Origin of the sequence: Bradyrhizobium sp. CCBAU 11357 (genome assembly GCF_028128865.1) — a bacterium.
Classification (GTDB): Bacteria; Pseudomonadota; Alphaproteobacteria; order Rhizobiales; family Xanthobacteraceae; genus Bradyrhizobium.
In genome coordinates this window covers 157021-183584 of record NZ_LBJW01000016.1, presented here as the reverse complement: position 1 = coordinate 183584, position 26564 = coordinate 157021, and the positions used below count along the sequence as shown (strand labels likewise).

Here is a 26564-nt window from a genome sequence, read left to right as displayed (position 1 = left end):
GTTGGCGCTTTGCCCTGTCACTGAATTGATCGGACACGAGCGCGATCGGAGTTAGGATGTATGCAGCGGGCCGGTGCGAGCCCGTTTGAAGGCAGGACGGCATGGTATATCGGCGCCGCAGATCCACGCAGATGCAGGCCGCAACCGAATCGGTTGCCGTGGCCCCGACTGCGCCGGTCGCGCGCCCGGCCAGGCCCCGCGCCCGCATGATGCGTCAATATGACCTCGTCGAGCGCGTCAGGTCCTACAATCCCAACACCAACGAAGACCTGCTGAACCGGGCCTACGTCTACGCCATGAAGGCGCACGGCTCGCAGACCCGCGCCTCGGGCGATCCGTATTTCTCGCACCCGCTCGAAGTGGCGGCGATTCTCACCGACCTCAAGCTCGACGACGCCACCATCGTGGCCGCGCTGCTGCACGACACGATCGAGGACACCGAGGCGACGCGGGCCGAGATCGACCAGATCTTCGGGTCCGAAATCGGGGCGCTGGTCGAGGGGCTGACCAAGCTGAAGCGGCTCGAACTGGTCTCGCGCGAAGCCAAGCAGGCCGAGAACCTGCGCAAATTGTTGCTGGCCATTGCCGACGATGTCCGCGTGCTTCTGGTCAAGCTCGCCGACCGCCTGCACAACATGCGCACGCTGGATTTCGTGCCCACGGAATCGCGCCGGCGCATCGCCGAGGAGACGCTCGACATCTACGCGCCGCTGGCGGGCCGCATGGGCATGCAGGAGATGCGCGAGGAGCTGGAGGACCTGTCCTTCCGCACCCTCGATCCCGAAGCCTATTCGGTGGTGATGCAGCGGCTCGATGCGCTCGCCGAGCGCAACCGCAACCTGATCGGCGAGATCGAGGACCAGCTCTCCAACAATCTGCGCCATCGGGGTCTGGGGGCGCGGGTCTATGGCCGGCGCAAGAAGCCGTTCTCGATCTGGACCAAGATGGAGCGCAAGTCCGTCGGCTTCGAGCAATTGTCCGACATCTTCGGCTTCCGTCTCGTCGTCAGCGACATCGAGGCTTGCTATCGCGCGCTCGGGATCGTCCACACCACCTGGCCGGTCGTGCCGGGGCGCTTCAAGGACTACATCTCGACGCCGAAGCAGAACGACTACCGCTCGATCCACACCACCGTGATCGGCCCCGGCAATCAGCGCGTCGAGCTCCAGATCCGCACCGAGGCGATGGACCAGATCGCCGAGCGCGGCATCGCCGCGCACGTCTTCTACAAGGAGGGCGTGGGTTCGCCGACCGAATTCCTCAAGCGCGAGTCCAACGCCTTCGCCTGGCTGCGCCACACCATCGGCATCCTCTCGGAAAGCGCGAACCCGGAGGAATTCCTCGAGCACACCAAGCTCGAGCTGTTCCACGACCAGGTGTTCTGCTTCACCCCCAAGGGCAAGCTGATCGCGCTGCCGCGCCATGCCAACGTGATCGACTTTGCCTATGCCGTGCATACCGACGTCGGCAACAGCGCGGTCGGCTGCAAGATCAACGGCAAGTTCGCGCCGCTGTCCTCGGAGCTTCAGAACGGCGACGAGGTCGAGGTGCTGACTTCGGAAGCGCAGTCGGCGCCGCCCTCGGCCTGGGAGACGCTGGCCGTCACCGGCAAGGCGCGCGCCGCGATCCGCCGCGCCACGCGCACCGCGGTGCGCGATCAATATGTCGGGCTCGGCCGGCGCATCGTCGAGCGCCTGTTCGAGCGCGCCAAGATCGAATACGCCGACGACAAGCTCAAGGGCGCGCTGCCGCGGCTCGCGCGCACTTCGATCGAGGACGTCATGGCGGCGGTGGGGCGAGGGGAGATCAAGGCCTCCCATGTCGCACGCGCGATGTACCCCGATTACAAGGAGGAGCGCATCGCGCGCTACGGCGTCAAGAAGGGGCTTGCCGCCAAGCTCAAGGAGAAGGGGGTCTCCGAACCGGCGCGCAGCCCGGTTGCGATCCCCATCCGCGGCATCAATTCCGACCTTCCGGTGAAGTTCGCGCCGAACGGCGGCGCGGTCCCCGGCGATCGCATCGTCGGCATCGTCACGCCGGGCGAGGGCATCACGATCTATCCGATCCAGGCACCGGCCCTGAAGGATTTCGAGGAGGAGCCGGAGCGCTGGCTCGACGTCCGCTGGGACATCGAGGACTCCGCGCCGCAGCGCTTCCCCGCCCGCATCAAGGTCGAGAACGTCAACGAGCCCGGCGCGCTGGCGCAGATCGCGACCGTGATCGCCGAGCACGACGGCAACATCGACAACATCAGCATGCAGCGCCGCTCGCCCGATTTCACGGAGACGACGATCGATCTCGAAGTCTACGATTTGAAGCATCTGAGCGCTATCCTGGCCCAGCTGCGCGCGAAGGCGGTGGTCGCCAAAGTCGAACGTGTTAATGGATAGGCGCATCTCGCATGCGCCGTTCCCTCTGATTTCGCGAGTCCTGAAATGCCCGCTTCGAAGCTCCGCCTCGGCGTCAACATCGATCACGTTGCAACCGTGCGCAACGCGCGCGGCGGCCGCCATCCCGATCCGGTGCGCGCGGCGCTGCTCGCGATCGAGGCCGGAGCCGACGGCATCACCGCACATTTGCGCGAGGACCGCCGGCACATCCGCGACGAGGACATGGCGCGCCTGAAGGCGGAGATCTCCAAGCCGCTCAATTTCGAGATGGCCGCAACGGACGACATGATGCGGATCTCGCTCGCCACCAAGCCGCACGCGGTGTGCCTCGTGCCGGAGCGGCGCCAGGAGGTGACGACCGAAGGCGGATTGGATGTGGTCGGCCAGCGCGACGCGCTCGCGCCCTATATTGCACGGCTGAGCGATGCCGGCATCCGCGTGTCGCTGTTCATTGCGGCCGACCCCGCCCAGATCGAGATGGCGGCACGGCTGCGCGCGCCCGTGATCGAGATCCACACCGGCGCCTGGTGCGATGCCGTCACCGACGGTCACAGCGACAAGGCCGAGGCCGAATGGCGGCGGATCGTAGCGGGAGCGAAGCTGGCCAAGGACGCGGGGCTGGAGGTTCACGCCGGTCACGGGCTGGACTATGCGACGGCGGAGAAGATCGCGGGCTTGCCGGAAATCATGGAGCTGAACATCGGCTACTACATGATCGGCGAGGCGCTGTTCGTGGGGCTGGCCGAGACCGTGCGCAGCATGCGCGCGGCGATGGACCGTGGCCGGAGCCGGGCATGATCATCGGCATCGGCTCCGACCTGATCGACATCACCCGCGTGGCCAAGGTGATCGAGCGCCATGGCGAGCGGTTCCTCGACCGCATTTTCACCGCTGCCGAGCGGGCCAAGGCGGAGCGGCGGGCCAAGAACGAGAAGATGGTGGTGGCGACCTACGCCAAGCGCTTCGCCGCCAAGGAGGCCTGCTCCAAGGCGCTCGGCACCGGGATCAGGCGCGGCGTCTGGTGGCGCGACATGGGGGTGGTCAACCTGCCCAGCGGGCGGCCGACCATGCAGCTGACCGGCGGCGCCCTGGCCCGGCTCCAGGCCCTGACGCCGGAGGGATTCGAGGCGCGGATCGACCTTTCGATCACCGACGACTGGCCGCTGGCGCAGGCCTTCGTCATCATTTCGGCCGTGCCGCAGGCGAGGCCCTGACGCGATCCGGTCGATTTTATAATTCGTATTTGGAATCAATGTCTTATTCAGTTTTGATGCGATCCTTGATTGCGTGGCCTCCGACAACCGTCTAAAAGTCCGCCGACGCAAACCAGCTTGGGCGAATTCGGCTTTACGCCGGAATTGGCCCCCACTATCAGAATCAGGACAATCTCCATGGGCCGCGAAGCGATGGGCTGTTCGCGCCAGGAGGGCGCTCTGTGACCGCCGGCCGGAATTGAGAGAGCAATGAGCGTGACTTCAGGAACGAAAACTGAGAGCGGCGTCGGCGAAACGATCCGGGTCGTCATTCATGCTCTCCTGATCGCGCTCGTGATCCGCACCTTCCTGTTTCAGCCCTTCAACATCCCGTCCGGCTCGATGAAGGCGACGTTGCTGGTCGGCGACTATCTGTTCGTCTCGAAATATTCCTACGGCTACAGCCATTTTTCGATTCCGTTCTCGCCGCCGCTGTTCTCGGGACGGATCTGGGGCTCGGACCCGGCCCGCGGCGACATCGTCGTGTTCCGCCTGCCGAAGGACGATTCCACCGACTACATCAAGCGCGTGATCGGGCTTCCCGGCGATCGCATCCAGATGCGGGACGGGCTGCTCTACATCAACGATGTGCCTGTCGAGCGGCAGCGCATGAGCGAATATGTCGGCGAGGACCCTTGCGGCTCGGAGGGCGGCGGCATCTCCCGGGTGAAGCGCTGGAAGGAGACGCTGCCGAACGGCGTGTCCTATGAGACGCTGGACTGCGCCGACAACGGCTACATGGACAACACCAACGTCTACACCGTGCCGGCCGGCCGCTTCTTCATGATGGGTGACAACCGCGACAATTCCACCGATAGCCGCTTTCTCGGCCAGGTCGGCTATGTTCCGCAGGAGAACTTGATCGGCCGAGCCCAGATGATCTTCTTCTCGATCGCTGAAGGCGAGCATGCCTGGATGTTCTGGCGCTGGCCGTGGGCGGTGCGCTGGAATCGCTTCTTCAAAATCGTCCGATGAAAGACGAAGCAAAGGACATCGCGACCCAACCAATCGAGGCGCAGGCGGGCCCCGAAGGGGAAGCCGCGACCAAGTCGCCCGCAAACAAAACATCGGCCGACAAGGCATCTGCAGACAAGGCGCCTGCAAAGAAGAAGCGGGCGCGGAGCAGCAAGGCCAAGGGCACGGATGCGAATGCGGCGGTCGAAGCGCGCATCGGCCACAGCTTCACTGACCCGAACCTCTTGATGCAGGCGATCACGCATGTCTCGGCCCTGAAGTCCGGGCGCAAGCGCGGCGACAGTTATCAGCGGCTGGAATTCCTCGGCGACCACGTGCTCGGCCTCGTTGTCTCCGACATGCTCTATCACGCCTTCCCCAACGCCGACGAAGGCGAATTGTCGAAGCGTCTTGCCGAGCTCGTGCGCAAGGAGAGCTGCGCGGACGTCGCCAAGTCGCTCGGTCTCGTCGACGACATCAAGCTGGGTTCGGTCGGCTCCAGTGCCGATGCCCGCCTGCGCAAATCCATTCTCGGCGACATCTGCGAGGCCGTGATCGGCGCCGTCTATCTCGACGGCGGCCATGCGGCGGCGGCCGAATTCGTCAAGCGCAACTGGACCGAGCGTATGCACAAGCCGCGCCGTCCGTTGCGCGATCCCAAGACCGTGCTGCAGGAATGGGCGCAAGGCAAGGGGCTGCCGACGCCGGTTTATCGCGAAGTCGAGCGTACCGGCCCGCATCACGATCCGCAGTTCCGCGTCGCCGTCGATCTGCCGGGTCTGGCGCCGGCCGAGGGCATCGGCGGCAGCAAGCGCGCGGCAGAGAAGGTGGCAGCCTCAGTGATGATCGAACGCGAAGGCGTCGGCGGCGGCAATGATGGTTGAAGCAAGCGGCGAGGCACCCAGCGCGACGCGCTGCGGTTTCGTCGCGCTGATCGGCGCGCCGAATGTCGGCAAGTCCACGCTCGTCAACGCGCTGGTCGGCGCCAAGGTCACGATCGTCTCGCGCAAGGTGCAGACCACGCGCGCGCTGATCCGCGGCATCGTCATCGAGAACAACGCGCAAATCATCCTGGTCGACACGCCCGGCATCTTCTCGCCCAAGCGCCGGCTCGACCGCGCCATGGTCTCGACCGCCTGGAGCGGGGCCCACGATGCCGATCTCGTCTGCGTGCTGCTCGATGCCAAGACCGGGATCGACGAGGAGGCGGAGGCGATCCTCGCCAAGGCGGCCAGCGTCAATCACGACAAGATCCTCGTCATCAACAAGGTCGATCTGGTCCAGCGCGAGAAGCTGTTGGCCCTGGCGCAGGCCGCCAACGAGCGCATGACCTTCGTGCGGACGTTCATGATCTCGGCGATCTCGGGCGACGGCGTCGACGACATCCGCAAGACGCTCGCGGACATGGTGCCGCCGGGCCCGTTCCTCTACCCTGAGGACCAGATGTCGGACGCGCCGATGCGGCAGCTGGCGGCCGAGATCACCCGCGAGAAGATCTATCAGAAGCTGCACCAGGAATTGCCGTACCAGTCCACGGTCGAGACCGACAAGTGGGAGGAGCGCAAGGACAAATCGGTGCGGATCGAGCAGACGATCTATGTCGAGCGCGAAAGCCAGCGCAAGATCGTGCTCGGCAAGGGCGGCGCCACCATCAAGTCGATCGGCGCCGACTCGCGCAAGGAGCTGATGCAGATCCTGGACGTGCCGGTGCACCTGTTCCTGTTCGTCAAGGTGCGCGAGAACTGGGGCGACGATCCCGATCGCTACCGCGAGATGGGTCTGGACTTCCCAAAAGAATAACCAAGAAAAGATCGGCATTCGATGAGCCTACCCGCCAACGTCCAGCGCTTCGAAGCGCTGCTCTATGCATCGTTGATGCTGGATGCCGTCTCGGTGGCCGTGCAGGACCGCACGCCTAGTGCCGAGGTGACCGAGCAGATGATCATGACCGGGACGTTGCTCGCCGGGGGCATGATCCTCCTGCTGCTCTATTTCGTCCGGCTGGCTGCGCATCATCGCAAGAACTGGCCGCGCTGGGTGCTGGCGGCGGCCCTCGTGCTGTCGGTGATCTCGCTCGGCCAGATCATCGGCGCGAAGGGCCTGGAGCTCGACAGCGCCATCGAGATCGTCTCCTGCGCGCTGACGGCGATCGGCCTCTATTTCTCTTTCAGCGGCGACGCGCAGGGCTGGTTCAACGCGTGAGGTTTGGCACGCTGCCGTAGGGTGGGCAAAGGCGCGCCCTTGCGCGCCGTGCCCACCATCTCACCCTGGTCGCAAAAAATGCGTGGGCACGCTTCGCTTTGCCCACCCTACGACAGCTCGAAATGCGATAAGATTCCCCCATGGAATGGTCGGATGAAGGCATCGTGCTGGGCGTGCGGCGGCATGGCGAGTCCAGCGCCATCGTCGAGCTCTTGACGCGCGCGCATGGTCGGCATCTGGGGCTGGTCCGCGGCGGCGCCGGCTCGCGGATGCGGCCGCTGCTGCAGCCGGGGAATAGCGTCAGTGCGGTGTGGCGGGCGCGGCTCGACGAGCATCTGGGCACTTATACCATCGAGGGATTGAAGCTGCGGGCGGCGACGCTGCTGGGGTCATCCCACGGTGTCTATGGCGTCACCCATCTCGCCTCGATCGCGCGGCTCTTGCCGGAGCGCGATCCGCATGAAGACATCTTTGCGCTGCTCGAACATTCGCTCGACGATTTCGACGACATCGGCAGCGCGGCCGTGCACCTGATCCATTTCGAGCTGGCGATGCTCGCCGAGCTGGGTTTCGGTCTGGCGCTGGACAATTGTACGGTGACCGGCGAGACCACGGACCTGATCTATGTCTCGCCGAAATCCGGCGGCGCGGTATCGCGCGGCGCGGGCGAGCCGTGGCGCGACCGGCTGTTGCGGTTGCCGCCGTTCCTGCGCCAGGGCGAAACCGCGAGCGATCTTACCGAGCAGGATCTCCAGGACGGCTTTCGGCTCACGGGCCTGTTTCTGCTCCGCCACGTGCTGGAGCCGCGCGGCCAAGGCCATTCCGACGCGCGGGCCGGCTTCATCAACGCCTTGATGCGGCAGCAGGCAAGGGCAGCGATCCCGGCGCCATGACCTAACGGATGCCCAGCTTTGCGCTGGGGCATGAAGTTCCCGGGAACCAAATCGGCCCGAGCTGAATTGGCCTGAGGTTCCACATCGGGGGACAGCCCAAATGTTGATCAAGGGATTCGCCTTGTCCGCGACGCTGCTTGCCTTCGCGCCCGACGCCATGGCCGGCGAGCCGCAGCCCGGGGTATTTCGCCGGGCCTCGTGCACGGTGGTGCGATACTACGTCGCAAAATATTCCGCTGCCGCGGCAGAGACATGGGCGCGGTCCCATGGCGCCACCGAGGCCGAGATCGAGGCCGCCCGCCGTTGCCTGGCCAATGTGCCGGCGCCCGCTCAAGCGCCGGGTGCGGCCAAAACCCAGACGGTCACCGCCGGCTGGGCGGGCCAGTAGGCCGCCCACAGGGAACCATTCGATCCTTGCCCGATTCGCTTCCACGGTTTAACCGGGCGGCATGGGAAAACGAATCGTTCCGCCGGAAGAACCGGCTGAAATCCACGAGGTGCCGCTGCGTGAGGCGCTGGAAGAGCGCTATCTCGCTTATGCCCTCTCCACCATCATGCACCGTGCGCTGCCGGACGCGCGCGACGGCCTGAAGCCGGTGCACCGGCGCATCCTCTACGGCATGCGCCTGCTTCGGCTCGACCCCGGCACGGCCTTCAAGAAGTCCGCCAAGATCGTCGGCGACGTGATGGGCTCGTTCCATCCGCATGGCGACCAGGCGATCTACGACGCCATGGTCCGTCTCGCGCAGGATTTCTCCTCGCGCTATCCGCTGGTCGACGGCCAGGGTAATTTCGGCAATATCGACGGCGATAACCCCGCCGCCTACCGCTACACCGAAGCGCGCATGACCGACGTCGCGCGGCTTCTCCTCGAGGGCATCGACGAGGACGGCGTCGAGTTCCGTGCCAATTACGACGGCCAGTCGAAAGAACCCGTCGTGCTGCCGGGCGGTTTCCCGAACCTGCTCGCCAACGGCGCACAAGGCATCGCCGTCGGCATGGCGACCTCGATCCCGCCGCACAATGCCGCCGAGCTGTGCGATGCCGCGCTGCATCTGATCGAGAAGCCCGACGCGAAGTCGAAGGCGCTCTTGAAGTGGGTGAAGGGCCCGGATTTTCCGACCGGCGGCATCATTGTCGATTCCAAGCAGGCCATCGCCGAAGCCTACACCACCGGCCGCGGCTCGTTCCGCGTCCGTGCGCGGTGGACGCAGGAGGAGGGTGCGCGCGGGACCTGGGTCGTCGTCGTCACCGAGATTCCGTTCCTGGTGCAGAAGTCGCGCCTGATCGAGAAGGTCGCCGAGCTGCTGGACCAGAAGAAGCTGCCGCTGGTCGGCGACATCAGGGACGAATCGGCCGAAGACGTCCGCATCGTGATTGAGCCGAAGTCGAAGAACGTCGATCCGGCGCTGATGATGGAATCGCTGTTCCGGCTCACCGAGCTCGAAAACAAGATTCCGCTGAACCTCAACGTGCTGATCAAGGGCCGCATCCCCAAGGTCGTGGGGCTCGCGGAGTGCTTGCGCGAATGGCTCGACCACCTGCGCGACGTCCTGATCCGTCGCACCAATTACCGCAAGGGCGAGATCGAGCACCGGCTCGAAATCCTCGGCGGTCTGCTGATCGCCTATCTCAACATCGACGAGGTGATCCGGATCATCCGCAACGAGGACGAGCCGAAGCCGGCCTTGATGAAGGCGTTCAAGCTCACCGAGCTGCAGGCCGACTCCATTCTCAACATGCGGCTGCGCAATTTGCGCAAGCTCGAGGAAATGGAGATCCGCACCGAGGACAAGGATCTGCGGAAGGAGCTGAAGGGCATCCAGGCCCTGCTGGCCTCCGAGACCGAGCAGTGGAAGAAGGTCGGCGAGCAGGTCGGCAAGGTCCGCGACATGTTCGGGCCGAAGACGCCGCTCGGCAAGCGCCGCACCACCTTTGCGGATGCGCCCGAGCACGACCTCGCCGCGATCGAGGAGGCCTTCGTCGAGCGCGAGCCGGTCACCGTCGTCGTCTCCGACAAGGGCTGGATCCGCACCATGAAGGGCCATGTCGAGGATCTCTCGGGCCTCGCCTTCAAGCAGGATGACAAGCTCGGCTTCGCCTTCTTCGCCGAGACGACCTCGAAGCTGCTGCTGTTCGCCACCAACGGCAAGTTCTACTCGCTCGACGTTGCGAAGCTGCCGGGCGGCCGCGGCCATGGCGAGCCGATCCGACTGTTCATCGATCTGGAGCAGGAGGCCGCGCCCGTCGCGCTGTTCGTCAACAAGGGTGGCCGCAAATTCCTGCTCGCGAGCCACGAGGGCCAGGGCTTTGTGGTCAACGAGGACGATTGCGTCGGCACCACCAAGAAGGGCAAGCAGGTCCTCAACGTCGACATGCCGAACGAGGCGCGCGCGATCACCGAGGTGACGGGCGACACCGTCGCCGTCATCGGCGAGAACCGCAAGATGCTGGTCTTCCCGCTCGACCAGGTGCCGGAAATGGCGCGCGGCCGCGGCGTGCGGCTGCAGAAGTACAAGGACGGCGGTCTGTCCGACGTTGCGGTATTCGACGCCAAGGCGGGCCTGACCTGGAAGGACTCCGCAGGACGCGAATTCTCCGCGACCATGAAGGAGCTCGCGGAGTGGCAAGGCACCCGCGCCGACGCCGGCCGCCTGCCGCCCAAGGGTTTTCCGAAGTCGAACAAGTTCGGCCGGGTGATCGGATAGGACGATCTGGTGTCCCGGACGCGCAGCAACGCATCTTGCGTTGCTGCGCAGAGCCGGGACCCATGCTGCACGGATTGCTGGGAGACATGGGCCCGGCTCAGCAGCGCACCGTCGAAGTGACGCTGCGCTGCGTCCGGGGCACCAGGGTGTGGCGCGCATCTGTCCCCACATCGTCATTGCGAGCGCAGCGAAGCAATCCAGAATCCCACCGCGGAAAGACTCTGGATTGCTTCGCTGCGCTCGCAATGACGAGAGGCGATAGCGCTGCTCTCCAACTGACATTGAGTACCCCGCAAACGCGTGGCAGCTAGCCGCGAGCGCATACGTGCGGGCACGAACATTGCTTTTTCCTGGCGACTGCAAACGGCTGGTCGAAAGGCAAAAACATCCCAATGCTCAAACTGAAGGCTTTCATTCCGGCGCTGTTCGGCCTCGCGCTGGTGGCGGCGCCTGCGCATGCGGCGGGCAATCTCGTCGCGGTGCTCGAGGCGGAGATCGTCACGCTCGATCCGCATTTCTCCACGGCCTATATTACGCGCACGTTCGGCTACATGGTATTCGACACGCTGTTCGCGAAGGATTCCAAGGGCGATATCAAGCCGCAAATGGTGCAGGACTGGAAGGTCTCGCCTGACGGGTTGACCTATACGTTCACGCTGCGCGACGGCTTGAAATGGCATGACGGCCTGCCGGTCACATCAGCCGATTGCGTGGCCTCGCTGCGCCGCTGGGGCACGCGCAGCGCGCTCGGCCGCCGCATTTTTGCGATCACGGCTTCGCTCGAGCCGGCCGATGCGAAAACCTTCGTGCTGACGCTGAAGGAGCCGTCCGGGCTCGTCATCGACGCGCTCGCCAATCCCGTCAGTCCGGTCGCTTTCATGATGCCCGAGCGCATCGCGAAGACGCCGGGCGACCAGCGCATCGCCGAGATCGTCGGCTCCGGACCGTTCGTCTACAGCAAGGCCGACCACCGCACCGGCGACCGCATGATCCTGAAGAAGTTCGCCGATTATGTGCCGCGTGCCGAGCCCGCGGACTTCCTCGCCGGCGGCAAGCGCGTCAATGTCGACACGCTCGAGATCCGCGTCATTCCCGATGGTGCGACCGCCGCCTCTGCGCTGCAGGCCGGCGAAGTCGATTTCATGCAGTACGCGCCGTTCGATCTGTTGCCGCAGCTGGAGAAGAACACGCGCGTCAAGCTCGTCAACTTCACCGGCGGCAACATGTTCGCCGGTGCCTATCGTCTCAACGCCGCCTCGAAGCCGTTCGATGATCCGGAAATCCGCCGCGTGCTGTGGAAGCTGGTCGACCAGCGGGAAGTGCTGGATGCGCTCGGGCTCGACGCCAAGTACGCCACGCCTTGCGCGACCTACTTCACCTGCGGCACCACCTACGAGAGCAAGGCCGGCACGGAAGCGGCGGCCAAGCCCTCGATCGAAGCGGCGAAGGCTGCGCTGAAGGCGACCAAATATGCCGGCGAGCCCGTCGTCGTGATGCAGGCCAACGACCTCGAAGCCCCGCGCGTCTCGGCGCAGGTGCTCGCCGAGCGGCTGAAGGCTGCCGGCTTCAACGTCGATCTGCAGGTGATGGACTGGGCGAGCGTACTGGCGCGCCGCGCCAAGAAGGAGGGCTGGAGCGTCTATGGCGTCCACGCCGGCGGCTTCGATCTGGGCTCGCCGCTGACCAATGTCATGGTCGCCTTCAACTGCGCCGACTTCACCGGCTGGCAATGCGATGCACGCATCACCCCGCTGATGGAAGCCTTCGCCAAGGCGCCGGCCGAGGAGGACCGGAAGAAGATCGCGGGCGAGATCCAGGCCGTCATGTACGACCAGGCGCCCGGAATCCCGTGGGGGCAGTTCGCCCAGCCGGCCGCCTATCGCGCGACTTTGCGGGGTCTGATACCGTCCGCCATCCCGGTGTTCTGGAACGTTGAGAAGTAACGCGATGTACGATGTCATTGTTGTCGGCGGCGGCTCCGCTGGCGCCGCCGTTGCCGCGCGGCTCTCCGAGGATCCGGCACGGCGCGTGCTGCTGCTAGAGGCGGGGCGCGACTGGCGCGCTGACGAGGCGCCCTGGGAGGTGAGGACGCCGAATCCGATCCCGATCATCCACAAGCGCGAGTACCAGGAGAAATGGCAGTGGCCCGATCTGCTGACGCGCCGCGTCGCGGGGCAGGAGCCGCGCTTCTACTGGCGCGGCAAGGGGCTCGGCGGCTCGTCGATGATGAACGGCCAGATCGCGATCCGCGGTGTTGCCGATGCCTTCGACGAATGGGCGGCCAATGGCTGCACCGGCTGGTCGGCGAAAGAGGTGATGCCGCTGTTCTCGGTGATCGAGGACGATCTGCAGTTCGGTGGCGCCGAGGGACACGGACGCGGCGGGCCGCTGCCGGTCTATCGCGCGCCGCCGGAGACATGGGGCCCGATCGACCGGGGCTTGCGCGATGCGGCGCTGGCGAGCGGCTATCCCTGGTGCGCCGACGTCAATGGTCCGGACGGCGAGGGCGTTGCCTGCTACCCCATCAACAGCCGCAACTTGCGCCGCATCACCACCAACGAGGGCTATCTCGAGCCCGCGCGCGGGCGCGCCAATCTGGAGATCCGCGGGCATGCGCTGGTCGATCGCGTGCTGATCAGCGACGGACGGGCGACCGGCGTCCGCGTTCATATCGAGGGGCAGGGCACCCACGAGATCAGCGCACGCCAGATCGTGCTGTGCGCCGGCGCCATCCACAGTCCGGCGATCCTGCTGCGCTCGGGCATCGGCCCGGCCGAGGAATTGAAGGCGATGGGGATTAAGGTCGAACGCGATCTGCCGGTCGGCCGCCATTTCTTCGACCATCCGCTGTTTCGTGCCACGATCCAACTGCGGGAGGAGATTCGTCCCGTCGATCCCGATACGCGCCACACCAATTGCTGCGTGACCTATTCCTCGGGCCTCGCCAATGGCGGCAAGCGCGACATGATTCTGATTGCGTTCAACCATCGCGGCATCGGCGTGCCCGGCGCGATCGGCGCCGGGCTGTTCAACGCCTGTTCGCGTGGAACGCTCAAGCTGGCCTCGACCGATCCTGCAATCGATCCCGTCGTCGAGGAGAACATGCTGGCCGATCCCCGCGACATGCTGCGCATGATGGATGCGGTGAAACGCCTCGCCGTCATCACCTCGCAGCCGGCGCTGTCAGGGATTGCCGACTGGATCAGGCTCGCCGACACGGATTTGACGCTGCCGCAGGCCGCCAGCCTGCCCGATCACGAGCTCGACGCCGTGCTACGCCGTGAGACCGGCGACATCCAGCATGCTGCCGGCAGCTGCCGCATGAGCGGCGTGGGCGACGCGGATGGCGTGGTCAACCCCGACGGCAACGTGAAAGGCATCAGCGGCCTGCGCGTCGCCGATGCCTCGATCATGCCGTCCGATTGCCGCGCCAACACGCACTTCACCACGGTGGTGATCGGGGAAGCGATCTCGCGGATGATGATGCGGTAGTCGGCGGTCAGAATTCAAGCCGCATTGGGATGAGTCACGCGCGCTTCGCGGAAGGGTGCGTGGAGTGGCCGCGGGACTGGAATTAATTCAACGTTGCGCAACATCGTTCCTACGAATGTCGAAAGCTTGCGACGAAGGTCATCAGGAACGTTTGCGCGCCGCTTTGATTGGCATGTCATCGTCAATCGGAGTTTGAACAATGCGAAAGACAATCTTCTCAGTGGCCATGTGTGCGCTGCTTGCTGGCGCATCGATCGGGTTCGCTCATGCGCAGGCAGGAGGAGGCGCGGGAGGCGCAGGTGGAGCGGGCGGCGCAGGTGCGGGCGCCAGCGCTGGAGCTGGAGGAACCAGCGGCGGCTCGGGGAGCGGCACGAGCGGCGCGGCGGGTGGAACAGGGGCGGGCAGTGTTGGCGCCGGCACTGGGACGGGATCCGGCGCAGGTACCAGCAGTGGCAATGGCGCGGGTACCGGCCAGGGCGGCCCTCAGACCATCCGTCCCGGCGGCTCCAACGATCCAACCCGACGGTAACAACATCCTCGCCGTGTGACTTCAAGAACGGGAAGCTGCGGGTTCAACTCAGCAGCTTTCCCACGGCGTCCGCCGCACAACGGGCCCGCCCAAGGTGGTACGGCCTCTCTATGGACTGAACACGCTGTGGAGAAACCGCTCCTTTTCGCCGGGCGCGTAACCTTGAGAGGCGCCAAAATACGGCTCAGTGGCGCCGTGGGGCGCCGACGGAGGCGGCGCGTAGGCGAAACCTGAAGCGGAACCTGACGAGATCATGCCCTGATTGGATTGAATAATCGCGTGCCGCCGGTGCGCATGACGCACCTGTGCCGCCTCGGCAACGCCGACAAAGGTGATCAGAAAACTCAAAGCCAGAATGAAACGCATCGCTGTGTCTCCAAACGCCCCGGCTGCTTAGTTGGCGTTCGGCCGCGGCGTTCCAACACATCCTGGCCTCACGATTGGTCACATCCCTGGCATCAGATGACCCCCGCCAGCCGCAGTGCCACGCCCGCCGCGCAGCTACCCGCGAGCACCGTCAGCATGCCGAGCTTGAACCGGAAGATCGCGGTGGCCGCCGCAATCGCCAGCACCAGCGCCGGCACATCGACGCTTCTCAGCACCGGCATGTCGAAGTTCAGCGGAAACGCATGCACCGGCACGGTCACCCGGAACAGGGTGTGCAGCGCGAACCAGATCGAGAGGTTGAGGATCACGCCGACCACGGCAGCGGTGATCGCGCTGAGCGCGCCGGCAAGGCCGGTGTTGCCACGCAGGCGCTCGATATAGGGCGCGCCGACGAAGATCCAGAGGAAGCAGGGCGTGAAGGTGACCCAGGTCGCGAGCAGGCCGCCGTAGGTTGCCGCCAGCATCGGCGACAGTCCGCCCGGGTCGCGATAGGCCGCCATGAAGCCCACGAACTGCAGCACCATGATCAGCGGCCCAGGGGTGGTCTCGGCCATGCCGAGACCGTCGAGCATCTCGTGCGGCTTCAGCCAATGATAATGCTCGACCGCCTGCTGGGCGACATAGGCCAGCACCGCGTAGGCGCCGCCGAACGTCACCAGCGCCATTTTCGAGAAGAACAGCGCGATCTGGCTGAAGACATTGGCCTGGCCGAAGGCCATCAGCAGCGCGATCACCGGCACCAGCCAAAGCGCCAGCCATACTGCACCAACGCGGATCGCGCGCGCCACATTGGGGCGGAGGTGATCCGGCATCGCCTCGCCGAGCATGCTGTCGATCACGGCGCCGCTGCCGCCATGACCGTGGCCGGCCGGAGCGAATTCCGGACGGCCGCTTCGGGCGCCGGCATAGCCGATGAGGCCGGCGGCGATAATGATGATCGGGAAGGGCACCGCGAAGAAGAAGATCGCAACGAAGGCGATTGCGGCGAGCGCGATCATGATTCGGTTCTTCAGCGCGCGCTTGCCGACGCGCACCACGGCCTCGACAACGATGGCGAGCACCGCGGCCTTGAGGCCGAAGAACAGCGCCTCGACGAAGCTGACATTGCCGAAGGCGGCATAGATGTAGCTGAGGCCCATGATGGCGATGATGCCGGGCAGGATGAACAGCCCGCCCGCCATCAGCCCGCCGGCGGTACGATGCATCAGCCAGCCGACATAGGTCGCGAGCTGCTGCGCCTCAGGTCCCGGCAGCAGCATGCAGTAGTTCAGCGCGTGCAGGAACCTGCCCTCGGAGATCCATTTCTTCTCCTCGACCAGGATGCGGTGCATCACCGCGATCTGGCCCGCGGGCCCGCCAAAGCTCAAGCAGGCGACACGGAGCCAGACGCGAAACGCTTCGTTGAAGCTGATGCCGTGACCGGCATCAGCTCCCGTTTGATCGGCGCGAACGTCCATCACGCCTTCACCTTGTTGGTCGGCCAGTTGTGCGTCTCGGTGGTGGCGTCGCGGCACCAGCGGTAGAAGGCATCGTAGAGCAGCATGCCGGCCTCGAGCTGCTCGAGGTCGTCGTCATACATGCGCGACAGCCCGAGCGAGGCTGCGAGCAGGCCGGGCGCCTCCGGCGCCAGGTCGGGTCGCGCGGTGTCGGCGCCGCGCACCAGCGTCGCGAGGCGCAGCAGGGGCGCCGTCGCGATGCCGAACTCCTCGATCATCACGTCGAAGGTGCAGAGCTCGCCGCGGTGGCTCCAGAACACGTTCTCGATGTCGAAGGGCGCTGCGCCAAAGCGCTCGCCGACGGCGACCACCTCGGACGGCGCGACATAGAGGAACACCGCATTGGGATCGACGAAGCGGCGGATCAGCCACGGGCAGGCGATGCGGTCGACCTTCGGCCGTGCCCGCGTCACCCAGACGGTGCGTCCCTTGGCATCGCGCGGCGGCAGCTTGCGGGCGTCGACCAGCGGCAGCTTGGCTGCCTTCCAGCCCTCGAAGCCGCCCTCCAGCGTCTCGGCCTGCGCGCCGAGCTGGCGCAACCAGGCCGCGGTGCCTTGCGCGAGCTTCTCGCCGCGAAGGCAGGAGACGACGGCGCGGCGGCCGGCGAAGGCGCCGGCCCAGTCCGTCACGTTGTCGTGGCTGAGCTTGAGCGAGCCGGGAATCAGCCGCCGGTCGGCGGCAAAATCCTGCTCGGTGCGCACATCGATCAGAACAGGCGCGTTCGCCGTGCCGATCAGGCGTGCCATTTTGTCGGATGATATGGTCGTGAATGTAGACATGATGCGTCCTCGCAAGAACTAAACGGGACGCGATGCTTGGGCCTGTCGCCTCGTGGGGAGATCGCTCAAATCCCCATGGCGCAGATTACAGCGAAACTAAGAAGCACTGTCAATCCGCGGGACGATTGGACCTTAGAAAATTGCTGCCTGCCGTCTATATTGCAGGCCAACGGACCTGAATTTTCTGGAGAATTCGATGCATTCCCATTCCATCGAACAATGGACCCATGACCACGCCTTCCTGGGCGAGAAGCACGACGAGAACGAGCGGCGCACCTGGTTCGTGGTGGTGCTGACGTTGGTCATGATGGTCGGCGAGATCGTCGCCGGCTCGCTGTTCGGTTCGATGGCGCTGCTCGCCGACGGCTGGCACATGGGCACGCATGCGGCGGCGCTCGGCATTGCCGCCTTCGCCTATCGCTTCGCGCGGCGGCATCTGGGCAACGCGCATTTCACCTTCGGCACCGGCAAGTTCGGCGATCTTGCCGCCTTCGCCAGCGCGATCATCCTCGGCCTGATCGCGGTCGAGATCGCCTATGAGAGCGTGCTGCGGCTGATCAACCCGGTGCCGATCGTCTATGGCGAGGCGATCGCGGTGGCCGCTCTCGGGCTGTGCGTCAACCTCGCCAGCGTTTGGCTGCTGCGCGACAGCCATGATCATCACCATCACGGTCATGGCCATGCGCATGATGACCACGACGATCATGGCCACGACCACGATCATCACGGCCATCATCACCATCACCGCGACAACAACCTTTGCGCGGCCTATGTCCATGTCATGACCGATGCCGCAACGTCCGTGCTGGCGATCGCGGCCCTTGCCGTCGCCATGTATTCCGGCTGGGTCTGGGCCGATCCGGCGGTGGGCCTGATCGGCAGCGTTGTGATCGGAAGCTGGGCATTCGGCCTGATCAAGTCATCCGGTGCGGTGCTGCTCGACGTGCGCGCCGACGAGAAGCTGGAGCGGGTGATCCGCGCCCGCATGGAGGTCGGCGAGGATCGCGTCACCGACCTGCATCTCTGGCAGGTCGGACCCGGCCACTGCGCCGTGCTGCTCTCGGTCGTGTCGGACAAGCCGAAGCAGCCGGCCATCTACAAGCGGCGGCTCGCGGGGCTGAAGGGCCTCAGCCACGTCACGGTCGAGGTCGAGACCTGTCCGCATTGAGGCATCCGCACGAACGGACGCGCTTTTCAAGAAATGCTGCTGCCACAGTGCTGGCAGCATGAACGTGCTAAGCCCAAAGGAACTCCGTGACAGGAGATGGCAGTGGGCGAATGGGGCGGGGTTGCGATAGCGCTGGCGTCGAGCAGCTTCGGCGGGACTGCCGCGGCCATCACCCGCTACCTCGTCGGCGGCGCCGATCCCATCCTGCTCGCGGCCCTGCGTTGGGGGATCGGTTTTCTCTGCCTGTTGCCTTGCGCGCTTCTGCTCGGCGCGCGCTGGCCGCAGCGGCCAGACTGGCCAGCAGTGATGCTGCTCGGCATCTGCTTCTTCGGCTTGTTCTTCATTCGCTACAACATCGCGGTCTCCTACACGACGGCGGCGCGCGCCAGTCTCGCGCTGGCGACGCTGCCGCTGCACACCATGATGGTCGGCGCAATTCTCGGCGTGGAACAATTGACGGCACGCAAGATGATGGGTGTGGGTATCGCCGTGCTCGGCGTGTCGGCGGCGCTGGCGGCGGGCCTCGCGCAAAGCCCGCCGGGCGCGTGGCGCGGCGAGCTGATCATGACCGGCGCGGTGTTCTGCATGGCGTTTTACAACGTGCTGTCGCGACCGTTGATGCAGCGCTCGAGCGCGCTCGGTTTTCTCACCGTCGGCATGGGCGCGGGCGCCGTCGTGCTGGTGCTGGCGGGTTTGGCGAAGGGCAGCTTTGCAGCGCTCGAGCACTTCACGGCGGCACAATGGATTGCCGGCGTTTATCTCGGCATCGGCGGCGGCGCGCTCGCCTTCATCCTCTGGGTCATGGCGCTGGCGCGGGCGACGCCGACCCGGGTCGCCAATACGATGACGGTCAATCCGATCGCCGCCGCTCTGTTGGCGGCGCTGCTGATCGACGAGCCGATCACGGCCAATCTTCTGGCCGGGCTCGTCGCAGTATTCGCCGGCATCGGGATTGCGACCAGCGAGGCGAAGGCGGCTTAACTCTTCGGCGCGGTCGTCGTCGGCGGGCTCGTCTCCGGCGTCTTCTTCGGCTTCAGCGTGCCGGCGTAGAACGAGAGCAGCCAGACCAGCAGGACGGCGAGCAGATAGACGCCCCAGGCCTGTGGCGGCGTGGTCGCCCAGCGCAAGAGGCCCTTGAAGGTGCGTGGCGGGCTGTTGTCGTTGCTCATGGAACGCTTGTGCGCGAAACCATTGGTGCGGTCAATCCGGCCGCCGGCCGGCGCGGATCAGGAACAGCGCTGCCAGTGCCGAGAGGCTGAGTGCGGATGAGACGATCAGCACCTTGGCGCCCATGAGGTCGATGAGCAGGCCGAAGGCGAGCGGCGCCACCGCCTGCGCCATCCGTGCCGGTGCGCCGATGATGCCGAGGCGATAGCCGAAATCCTTCGGACCGAAGATCGACAGCGGCAGCGTGCCGCGCGCGATGGTCAGAATGCCGTTGCCGGAGCCGTGGAACAACGCGAACGCGCTCGCCGCAGCGCCGCCGAAGATCGCGACGATCACGGCGCCGACCGGGTGGGTGAGGCAGGCGAGCCGTGTCGACCACAGCGGATGGAAGCGGCTGAGGAAGCCGGCCTCCAGCATGCGGGCACCGACTTGCGCCGGGCCGATCAATGCGCCGGCCGCGATCGCTTCGGTGGGCGTAGCCCCCGTCGTCTCCAGGATGCGCGGGAAATGCGCGGCCATCGCGCCGGTGACGGTCCAGACCGCCGCGAAGATGAAGGCAAGCAAGATCATGGTGCGGTCGAGCGGCACATGCGGCTTCTCGGCCGTGGCCGCCGCCTGCTTGGCGCCCTTGATCGCCGGCAGCATGAAGAAGTTGAGCGGCAGGCCGATCAGGATGTTGGCAGCGGCCCAGGCAAAACAGGTCTCGCGCCAGCCGATATGGGCGAGGCCCCATGCGGTGAGCGGCCAGCCGACGGTGGAGGCGAAGCCCGCCATCAGCGTGATGCCGGTGATCGACCGGCGCGCCTCGGTGCCGTAGATGCGCCCCAAAGCGGCGAAGGCGGCATCGTAGAGTCCCATCGCCATGCCGATGCCGAGCACCAGCCAGGCGATCGCCATCACCGTCACGGACTGCGAGAGGCCGAGCAGCACGAGCCCGGCGGCAATGGTCAGGTTGGAGGCCGACAGCACCTGACGGCCGCCGACGAGATCGATCTGCCGTCCGATGCGCGGGCCGAGCATCGCGGAGATCACCAGCGCGGCCGAGAACGCGCCGAAGATCCAGTTGGAGGAGACACCGAGATCGCGCCCCATGGGGTCGGCGAGCAGCGCCGGCAGATAATAGCTGGAGGCCCAGGCCAGGGTCTGCGTGGTGCCGAGCGCCAGGATGATCGGAAGCTGGCGCTGGGTCATGTCCTCGTATTTCTGATCGGCCGTGTCATCGGCGCATTTGCAACTCGCGGCGAGAGCGCGTCAACAGCGTCTGCGGCATATTCGACCTGCTGCCGACGGGGAGCCTTTTGGTTGTATACGGACATCCGCCTTCCGCTCGTCACGAATGCACGCCATAATGGAGTATGCAAGTCACCTCGCGCCTTTCGCTGATGAACTGGCTGACCGGCCAGGGGCTCACGGGCCTGCCTGAAAATGAACTGCTCCGCGGCTTCTGCGAGCGCTGTTGCGCCGAGGGGCTGGAACTGTCGCGTGGCCTCGTCGTCATCGACACGCTGCATCCGATCTATGAGGGCCGCGGCTTCCGCTGGAGCGATCGTCCCAGCAACGAGAGCGATGCCTTCGAATACGGCTCGACCGCAGACGGCGACGCCGCCAAGAGCTGGCGCCGCTCGGTGTTCTTCCACATGCTCGAGAATGGCGACGACGAGATGGTGATCGATCTCGCCGATGCGCCGTCGATGGATTTCTCGCAGATCGGCGAGCTCGCCGAGAAGGGCCACAAGCACTATCTCGCCTTCGTCCACCGCTTCGGCGAGAACGGCGCGCTCGGCCTGATGGATTGCCTCTATTCCTGCTGGACCACCCGCCGCGAGAGCGGTTTCTCAGGACTGGAGCTGGAAGCGCTGCGCGATCTGGTTCCGGTGCTGGGGCTTGCGATCAAGTCGGCGCAGCAGGTCGACATCGCGCGCACGCTCGGCCGGGTCTATCTCGGCCGTGACGCCTCCGAGCAGGTGCTGCGCGGGCGCATCTCGCGCGGCGTCACCGAGCGCATCAACGCCGTGCTGTGGTATTCGGATTTGCGCGGCTCGACGGGGATCAGCGAGAGCATCGGTCCCGACGAGATCATTCCATTCCTCAACGACTACGCGCAGGCCGTGATCGATCCGATCCACGAAGCCGGCGGCGACGTGCTGAAGCTGATCGGCGACGGCGTGCTCGCGATGTTCTGGGGCGAGGACATGGCGGATGCGCGGCGTGCGGCGCTCCGCGCCGAGCACCTGTTCCGCAAGAACGTCGCCGCGCTGAACGAGCGGCGCGCGGCGGAGGGCCGTCCGACCACGTCGGCCTATATCGGCCTGCATGTCGGCGAGGTCTTCTACGGCAATATCGGCAGCGAGGACCGGCTTGATTTCACCGTGGTCGGCCCGACCGTCAACGAGGTCAGCCGCATCGCTTCGATGAGCCGCTCGGTCGATCGCGAGCTGCTGGCCTCGTCCGAGTTTTACAAGGGCCTCGACGCCGCCGGCCGCCGCTACCTCGTCTCCACTGGCCGCTATGCGCTGCGGGGAATCGGCCGCGCGCAGGATCTCTATACGCTCGATCCGGAAGTCGATGCGAGCGAGCCGGTGAGGGGAAGTTACGAGCGTTACCTGGCGGGTTAGTCTCCGCGGTCTCAACATACGTCATTGCGAGGAGCCCTTGCGACGAAGCAATCCAGTCTGTCTCTGCGGAAGGATTCTGGATTGCTTCGCTGCGCTCGCAATGACGGCTGTGGCTAACACCGCGCCGCCGCTTCATCTCCCACCATGTCCGGCTGCCGGTCCAGTCCCACCGCCGGTGACAGCAGGATCACCAGCGCCTGCACGCCGAACACGGCGGCGGCGAGATAGAGGCACGCTTCCGCGCTCCAGAAGCCGCCGACGATCGCGCCCAGCGCCGAGCCGAGCGGGCGGGCGCCGTAGCTCATGATGTTGATGGCGGAGACGCGGCCGAGCAGGCGCGGCGGCGTCACGGACTGGCGCAGCGTCGTGGTCGAGATCACCCACAGGATCGGGCCGACGCCGAGCAGGAAGAAGCTCAAGCCGGCAAGCCAGGGCGAGGGGACCAGCACCGTCGATGCCATCATCAGGGCGGCGACGAAGCCGGTGACGGGGCCGAGCCCCACCACGGTGCCAAAGGCGATGCGCTGCATCACGCGGGTGGCGAGGAGCGCGCCGATCACCATGCCGACGCCGTACATCGTCAGCACCGTGCCGATACCGGCGGCGCTGAGGCCGAGATGGCGCACGGCGTAGGGCACGAACACCGCGATCTGCAGGAACCAGCCGGTGTTGAAGATGAACTGGGTGATGAACACCGGCCGCAGCAGCGGATGGTGGAACACGAAGGCCGCGCCCTCGCGGACGTCCTGGAGCGGATGCCGTCGCGGCGCAGGCGCGCGCGCGGGCTCGTAGATGCCGGACAGCAGCACGACGGCAATTGCCGATAGCGCCGCGGCAAAGCCGAACGCCGGGCTCGCTCCCCACCATCCCACCAGCGCACCGCCGAGTGCAGGGCCGCTGGCGAAGGCGATGGTGCGCGCCAGCTCGATGCGCGCATTCGCCGCCGGCAGCAGGTCGGAGCTCACCAGCGAGGGCACCAGCGCCGGCGCCGCCACGCTGTAGACCACGGTGCCGCACACCGCGGCGAAGCCGAGCAGGGCCAGCAGCGGCAAGTTGAGGCCTTCCAGCGCGAGCAGGAGCACGATGGCCGCCAGCGCCACCGCCCGCAGCGCCTCGGCGCTCGCCATCAGCCTGCGGCGGGAGATGCGGTCGGCGAGCACGCCGGCGGGGATGGCGAACAGGACGAAAGGCAGGGTGAGCGCGGTCTGCAGCAGGCCGGTCTGCCCTTCGGCAACGCCCAGCGTCAGCACGGCGACGATGGGCGCTGCCGCGAGCGCAATCTGCTCGGCCGACTGCGCGGCGAGATTCGACCAGGCGAGGCGGTTGAAAGTGCCAGGGAGGCGAGGGGGCGTTGACATGGCGCATATCCTGCTAGGGCGAATTTGCGCCAATGTTGGCCCCCGACGACCACCAAACCCACCCGCTTCCCGACAAGAGGCGATTTCCCACGAGTCCGAGGCGGTAACGTTTGCCGCTAGATGCAGTTGCAAATGAGTTGCAATAAGAACGAAGTTGGGTATTCTGCCGATATGGATGCCCGATCACCCCACATGACGCCTGACGTCGCCGGCTGGCGCACTGATGCGCCCACCACCAAGAGCCTCGCTGAGGTCAATTCCACGGTTGCCATTCCCGCCGCGGGGCGGTGGTGGCGGCGGCTGCTGGCCTTCGTCGGGCCGGGCTACCTCGTCTCGGTCGGCTACATGGACCCCGGCAATTGGGCGACCGACCTCGCCGGCGGGTCGAAGTTCGGCTACACGCTGCTCTCCGTCATCCTGCTCTCGAATTTGATGGCGATTCTGCTCCAGTCGCTGGCCGCGCGGCTCGGCATTGTCACCGACCGCGATCTCGCCCAGGCCTGCCGCGCCACCTATTCGCCGGCGGTGAACTTCCTGCTCTGGCTCGCCTGTGAGGCGGCGATCATCGCCTGCGATCTCGCCGAGGTGATCGGCACGGCGATCGCATTGAAACTTCTGTTCGGCATTCCCCTGATCGGCGGCGCATTGCTCGCCGCGCTCGATGCGTTCCTGCTTCTGATCCTGATGAACCGTGGTTTCCGCTTCCTGGAGGCTTTCGTCATCGCGCTGCTGGCGGTGATCGCGGTCTGCTTCGTGGTTCAGATCGCGGCGGCGGCTCCGCCGGTGGCGGAGGTCTTGCGCGGCTTCGTGCCGAAGAGCGAGATCTTCACCAATTCCGACATGCTCTACATCGCGATCGGCATCATCGGCGCCACCGTGATGCCGCATAACCTCTACCTGCACTCCTCGATCGTGCAGACGCGCGCCTATGAGCGTAACGACACCGGCCGCCGCGAAGCGATCAAATGGGCGACGACGGACTCGACCATCGCGCTGATGCTGGCGCTGTTCATCAACGCAGCGATCCTCGTCGTGGCCGCTGCGACCTTCCACAAGAGCGGTCATTCCGACGTCGCCGAGATCGGACAGGCCTTCGAGCTGTTGTCGCCGTTGCTCGGTCTCGGCATCGCCTCGACGCTGTTCGCGGTGGCGCTGCTCGCCTCGGGCCTCAATTCGACGGTCACCGCGACGCTCGCCGGCCAGATCGTGATGGAGGGCTTTCTCAACCTGCGCCTGCCCAGCTGGGCGCGCCGCCTGCTCACGCGCGGCATTGCCATTGTCCCCGTGATCATCGTCACGGCGATCTATGGCGAGCGCGGCACGGCGGATTTGCTGGTGTTCAGCCAGGTCGTGCTGTCAATGCAGCTGCCTTTCGCGGTGATCCCGCTGGTCCGCTTCGTCTCCGACCGCCGCAAGATGGGCCAGTTTGCGATACCGACATCGGTCGCCGCGGTCGCCTGGATCGTCGCCGGCGTTATCGTGATTTTGAACGTGAAGCTGCTGGCCGATACGCTGTTCGGGTGAGTGGCGCCGCCACGTTGCTGTCATCGCCCGCGAAGGCGGGCGATCCAGTACTCGGTGAGGCCTGCGATAGGACCGAGAAGCTGCGGCGTACTGGATGCCCCGCCTTCGCGGGGCATGACAGAGAGCGAGTGCGCGTTAGCTGAGCTAATCCTGTGGCTCGGATGCCGTGTCGCCCTGCGCGTCGATGCGCAGCCAGCCTGACGGGGCAAGGCGCTGCTGCGGCAGGAAGCGGGCTTTGTAGTCCATCTTCTTGGAGCCCTCGATCCAGTAGCCGAGATAGACGTAAGGCAGCCCCTGACGTCGCGCGCGGGCGATGTGGTCGAGGATCATGAAGGTGCCCATCGAGCGGCTGACCTGGCCAGGATCGAAGAACGAATAGACCATCGACAGGCCGTCGCTGAGGACGTCCGTGAGCGCCACCGCGATCAGTTCCTCGCCGCGACCGGTGAGGCCGCTGTCGGGGCCGCGCTTGCGGTATTCGATGATGCGGGTCTCGACATGGCTGTCCTCGACCATCATGGCGTAGTCGAGCACGGTCATGTCGGCCATGCCGCCGTGGCGGTGGCGGGCGTCGAGATAGGCGCGGAACACCGAATACTGCTCGGAGGTCGGCACCGCACTGCGCTGCTCGCCGATGATGTCGGCGTTGCGGGCCATCACCTTGCGGAAGTTGCGCGAGGGGCGGAACTCGTTGGCGATGACCCGGACCGAGACGCAGGCACGGCACTGGTCGCAGGCCGGCCGGTAGGCGATCGACTGGCTGCGGCGGAAGCCGCCATGGGTCAAGAGATCGTTGAGGTCACCGGCGCGGTCCCCAACCAGATGCGTGAACACCTTGCGCTCATGCCGACCCGGCAAATACGGGCAGGGGGAGGGCGCCGTGAGGTAAAATTGTGGGGTGTCGCGCGAGTGCTGGGTCAAGGGACGTCGTGGGCCTCCAAAACAGGCATCAGCATCGCGCTCCAGAAGCCCCCGGTCAATCGATTAGCTCACCACGTTCGCGCCGCCTGGGGTGCGGGGATGCGAACCGAATTGTTGATCACCACCGTTCCCAGCACGAAGTCGTGCAGCAGGCGACGGCGGCCGTTGAACAGGCCGACCAGAACCACGAACGGCGACAGGAACGAGACCGTTACCCAGAACAGCACGGCATGGGTGGCGCCGAGCACGAAATAGCCGGGCGCGCCGTACCAGGTGCGCAGCTCCAGATCCATCAGGCGCATGCCGACCGTGGCGGAGGACGCACCGCCGATGCTGGCGCCGTAATAGACGATGGCCCAGATCACGGAGGCCGGCCAGGCGATCCCATAAAGGAGGAAACCGAAGCCGAGCGTGACCACGCCGAACACGAAGATGAAGATATAGCCGAGGATCACCGGCACCGAGACGATGACGAGGTCGATCAGGAAGGCGAACACCCGCCGCGTCGCAACACCCCGGAACAGCTCCGGATGCAGGTCGGGGTCGTAGGCGTGCGGTTGCATGGCGCCGTCACTGCGCCAGGCGCCTGAATTGCCCGAGTCGTACGACATAGTCCGTTCTCCCAGCGAAGCCCCCGTCGCAGGACATGGGAACAGGCCATGCCCGTGCCAAGGGCGCGCGGGCGGCAGCAAGCCGAAATATTCCGGCGATTCGGGGGCGGGGGAGGT

At 65.8% G+C, this 26564-nt stretch carries 24 protein-coding genes; 16 read left to right on the top strand and 8 right to left on the bottom strand.

The genetic code is table 11. From position 1 onward, the window contains the following. The first annotated feature begins 101 nt into the window (after positions 1 to 101). The 12 genes from XI05_RS04220 to XI05_RS04165 all read left to right on the top strand — a co-directional run bounded on the left by XI05_RS04220 (position 102) and on the right by XI05_RS04165 (position 13892). On the top strand, positions 102 to 2390 hold the full coding sequence (locus tag XI05_RS04220) for a RelA/SpoT family protein (protein ID WP_172783424.1): 2289 nt from the start codon (positions 102 to 104) through the stop codon (positions 2388 to 2390). A gap of 45 nt (positions 2391 to 2435) precedes the next feature. Further along, positions 2436 to 3188, top strand: a complete 753-nt coding sequence (locus XI05_RS04215) for a pyridoxine 5'-phosphate synthase (protein WP_271498901.1) — start codon at positions 2436 to 2438, stop codon at positions 3186 to 3188. Next, complete coding sequence (gene acpS / locus XI05_RS04210; RefSeq protein ID WP_271498899.1) at positions 3185 to 3604, top strand: holo-ACP synthase; 420 nt, start codon at positions 3185 to 3187, stop codon at positions 3602 to 3604. The genes XI05_RS04215 and acpS overlap by 4 nt, the downstream gene beginning before the upstream one ends. 249 nt (positions 3605 to 3853) lie before the next feature. Next, positions 3854 to 4618, top strand: a complete 765-nt coding sequence (gene lepB / locus XI05_RS04205) for a signal peptidase I (RefSeq protein WP_172783427.1) — start codon at positions 3854 to 3856, stop codon at positions 4616 to 4618. After that, positions 4615 to 5481 carry a ribonuclease III gene (gene rnc / locus XI05_RS04200; RefSeq protein WP_271498898.1) on the top strand — a complete coding sequence of 289 codons (867 nt, stop codon included), beginning with the start codon at positions 4615 to 4617 and terminating at the stop codon, positions 5479 to 5481. The genes lepB and rnc overlap by 4 nt, the downstream gene beginning before the upstream one ends. Next, entirely contained in the window at positions 5471 to 6397 is a 927-nt protein-coding gene (era, locus tag XI05_RS04195; protein WP_271498895.1) for a GTPase Era, read from the top strand. The genes rnc and era overlap by 11 nt, the downstream gene beginning before the upstream one ends. A 21-nt stretch (positions 6398 to 6418) precedes the next feature. Further along, the gene (locus tag XI05_RS04190; RefSeq protein WP_271498892.1) at positions 6419 to 6799 is read left to right on the top strand and encodes a hypothetical protein; all 381 of its coding nucleotides are present in this window, start codon (positions 6419 to 6421) and stop codon (positions 6797 to 6799) included. Between the two features lie 140 nt (positions 6800 to 6939). Then, complete coding sequence (gene recO, locus XI05_RS04185; protein WP_271498890.1) at positions 6940 to 7692, top strand: DNA repair protein RecO; 753 nt, start codon at positions 6940 to 6942, stop codon at positions 7690 to 7692. Positions 7693 to 7792: 100 nt separating this feature from the next. Further along, positions 7793 to 8080, top strand: a complete 288-nt coding sequence (locus XI05_RS04180; RefSeq protein ID WP_271498888.1) for a hypothetical protein — start codon at positions 7793 to 7795, stop codon at positions 8078 to 8080. Positions 8081 to 8141: 61 nt separating this feature from the next. Beyond that, positions 8142 to 10400, top strand: a complete 2259-nt coding sequence (gene parC, locus XI05_RS04175; protein WP_271498886.1) for a DNA topoisomerase IV subunit A — start codon at positions 8142 to 8144, stop codon at positions 10398 to 10400. 392 nt (positions 10401 to 10792) lie between these two features. Continuing rightward, positions 10793 to 12343, top strand: coding sequence for an ABC transporter substrate-binding protein (locus XI05_RS04170; RefSeq protein ID WP_271498883.1), 1551 nt, complete (start codon positions 10793 to 10795; stop codon positions 12341 to 12343). A 4-nt stretch (positions 12344 to 12347) separates the two neighbouring features. Beyond that, positions 12348 to 13892 carry a GMC family oxidoreductase gene (locus tag XI05_RS04165; RefSeq protein ID WP_271498879.1) on the top strand — a complete coding sequence of 515 codons (1545 nt, stop codon included), beginning with the start codon at positions 12348 to 12350 and terminating at the stop codon, positions 13890 to 13892. 637 nt (positions 13893 to 14529) lie between these two features. On the opposite strand, the gene XI05_RS04160 is transcribed toward XI05_RS04165, so the two are convergent. The 3 genes from XI05_RS04160 to XI05_RS04150 all read right to left on the bottom strand — a co-directional run bounded on the left by XI05_RS04160 (position 14530) and on the right by XI05_RS04150 (position 17083). Then, the gene (locus XI05_RS04160) at positions 14530 to 14787 is read right to left on the bottom strand and encodes a hypothetical protein (protein WP_271498876.1); all 258 of its coding nucleotides are present in this window, start codon (positions 14785 to 14787) and stop codon (positions 14530 to 14532) included. A 92-nt stretch (positions 14788 to 14879) separates the two neighbouring features. Then, positions 14880 to 16265 (bottom strand): chromate efflux transporter, encoded by a 1386-nt coding sequence (gene chrA, locus XI05_RS04155; RefSeq protein ID WP_271498874.1) that lies wholly within the window; start codon positions 16263 to 16265, stop codon positions 14880 to 14882. Next, positions 16265 to 17083, bottom strand: coding sequence for a chromate resistance protein ChrB domain-containing protein (locus XI05_RS04150; protein ID WP_271498872.1), 819 nt, complete (start codon positions 17081 to 17083; stop codon positions 16265 to 16267). The genes chrA and XI05_RS04150 overlap by 1 nt, the downstream gene beginning before the upstream one ends. Positions 17084 to 17279: 196 nt before the next feature. Here XI05_RS04150 and dmeF point away from each other — a divergent pair, with 196 nt between their 5' ends. Next, positions 17280 to 18251, top strand: a complete 972-nt coding sequence (dmeF, locus tag XI05_RS04145; protein ID WP_271498869.1) for a CDF family Co(II)/Ni(II) efflux transporter DmeF — start codon at positions 17280 to 17282, stop codon at positions 18249 to 18251. A 102-nt stretch (positions 18252 to 18353) separates the two neighbouring features. After that, positions 18354 to 19232, top strand: coding sequence for a DMT family transporter (locus tag XI05_RS04140; RefSeq protein ID WP_271498866.1), 879 nt, complete (start codon positions 18354 to 18356; stop codon positions 19230 to 19232). On the opposite strand, the gene XI05_RS04135 is transcribed toward XI05_RS04140, so the two are convergent. Together XI05_RS04135 and XI05_RS04130 are read right to left on the bottom strand one after the other, a co-directional pair. Beyond that, a complete protein-coding gene (locus XI05_RS04135; protein ID WP_271498864.1) occupies positions 19229 to 19420 on the bottom strand; it encodes a hypothetical protein in 192 nt (63 codons plus the stop codon). The two genes, XI05_RS04140 and XI05_RS04135, sit on opposite strands and share 4 nt — an antisense overlap. Positions 19421 to 19451: 31 nt before the next feature. Beyond that, the gene (locus XI05_RS04130) at positions 19452 to 20609 is read right to left on the bottom strand and encodes an MFS transporter (RefSeq protein ID WP_271498861.1); all 1158 of its coding nucleotides are present in this window, start codon (positions 20607 to 20609) and stop codon (positions 19452 to 19454) included. 164 nt (positions 20610 to 20773) lie between these two features. On the opposite strand from XI05_RS04130, the gene XI05_RS04125 reads away from it, so the two are divergent. After that, positions 20774 to 22033: an adenylate/guanylate cyclase domain-containing protein gene (locus tag XI05_RS04125; RefSeq protein WP_271498858.1), complete on the top strand. Its 1260-nt coding sequence runs from the start codon at positions 20774 to 20776 to the stop codon at positions 22031 to 22033. Positions 22034 to 22146: 113 nt separating this feature from the next. Here the strand turns inward: XI05_RS04125 and XI05_RS04120 are convergent, their stop codons facing one another. Then, positions 22147 to 23391 carry an MFS transporter gene (locus tag XI05_RS04120; protein WP_271498855.1) on the bottom strand — a complete coding sequence of 415 codons (1245 nt, stop codon included), beginning with the start codon at positions 23389 to 23391 and terminating at the stop codon, positions 22147 to 22149. Between the two features lie 171 nt (positions 23392 to 23562). Here XI05_RS04120 and XI05_RS04115 point away from each other — a divergent pair, with 171 nt between their 5' ends. After that, positions 23563 to 24915 carry an Nramp family divalent metal transporter gene (locus tag XI05_RS04115; protein WP_271498852.1) on the top strand — a complete coding sequence of 451 codons (1353 nt, stop codon included), beginning with the start codon at positions 23563 to 23565 and terminating at the stop codon, positions 24913 to 24915. A gap of 144 nt (positions 24916 to 25059) precedes the next feature. On the opposite strand, the gene XI05_RS04110 is transcribed toward XI05_RS04115, so the two are convergent. Next, a complete protein-coding gene (locus XI05_RS04110) occupies positions 25060 to 25836 on the bottom strand; it encodes an arginyltransferase (protein ID WP_260370869.1) in 777 nt (258 codons plus the stop codon). A 68-nt stretch (positions 25837 to 25904) separates the two neighbouring features. Next, entirely contained in the window at positions 25905 to 26447 is a 543-nt protein-coding gene (locus XI05_RS04105; protein WP_271498850.1) for an RDD family protein, read from the bottom strand. Positions 26448 to 26564 lie beyond the last annotated feature (117 nt).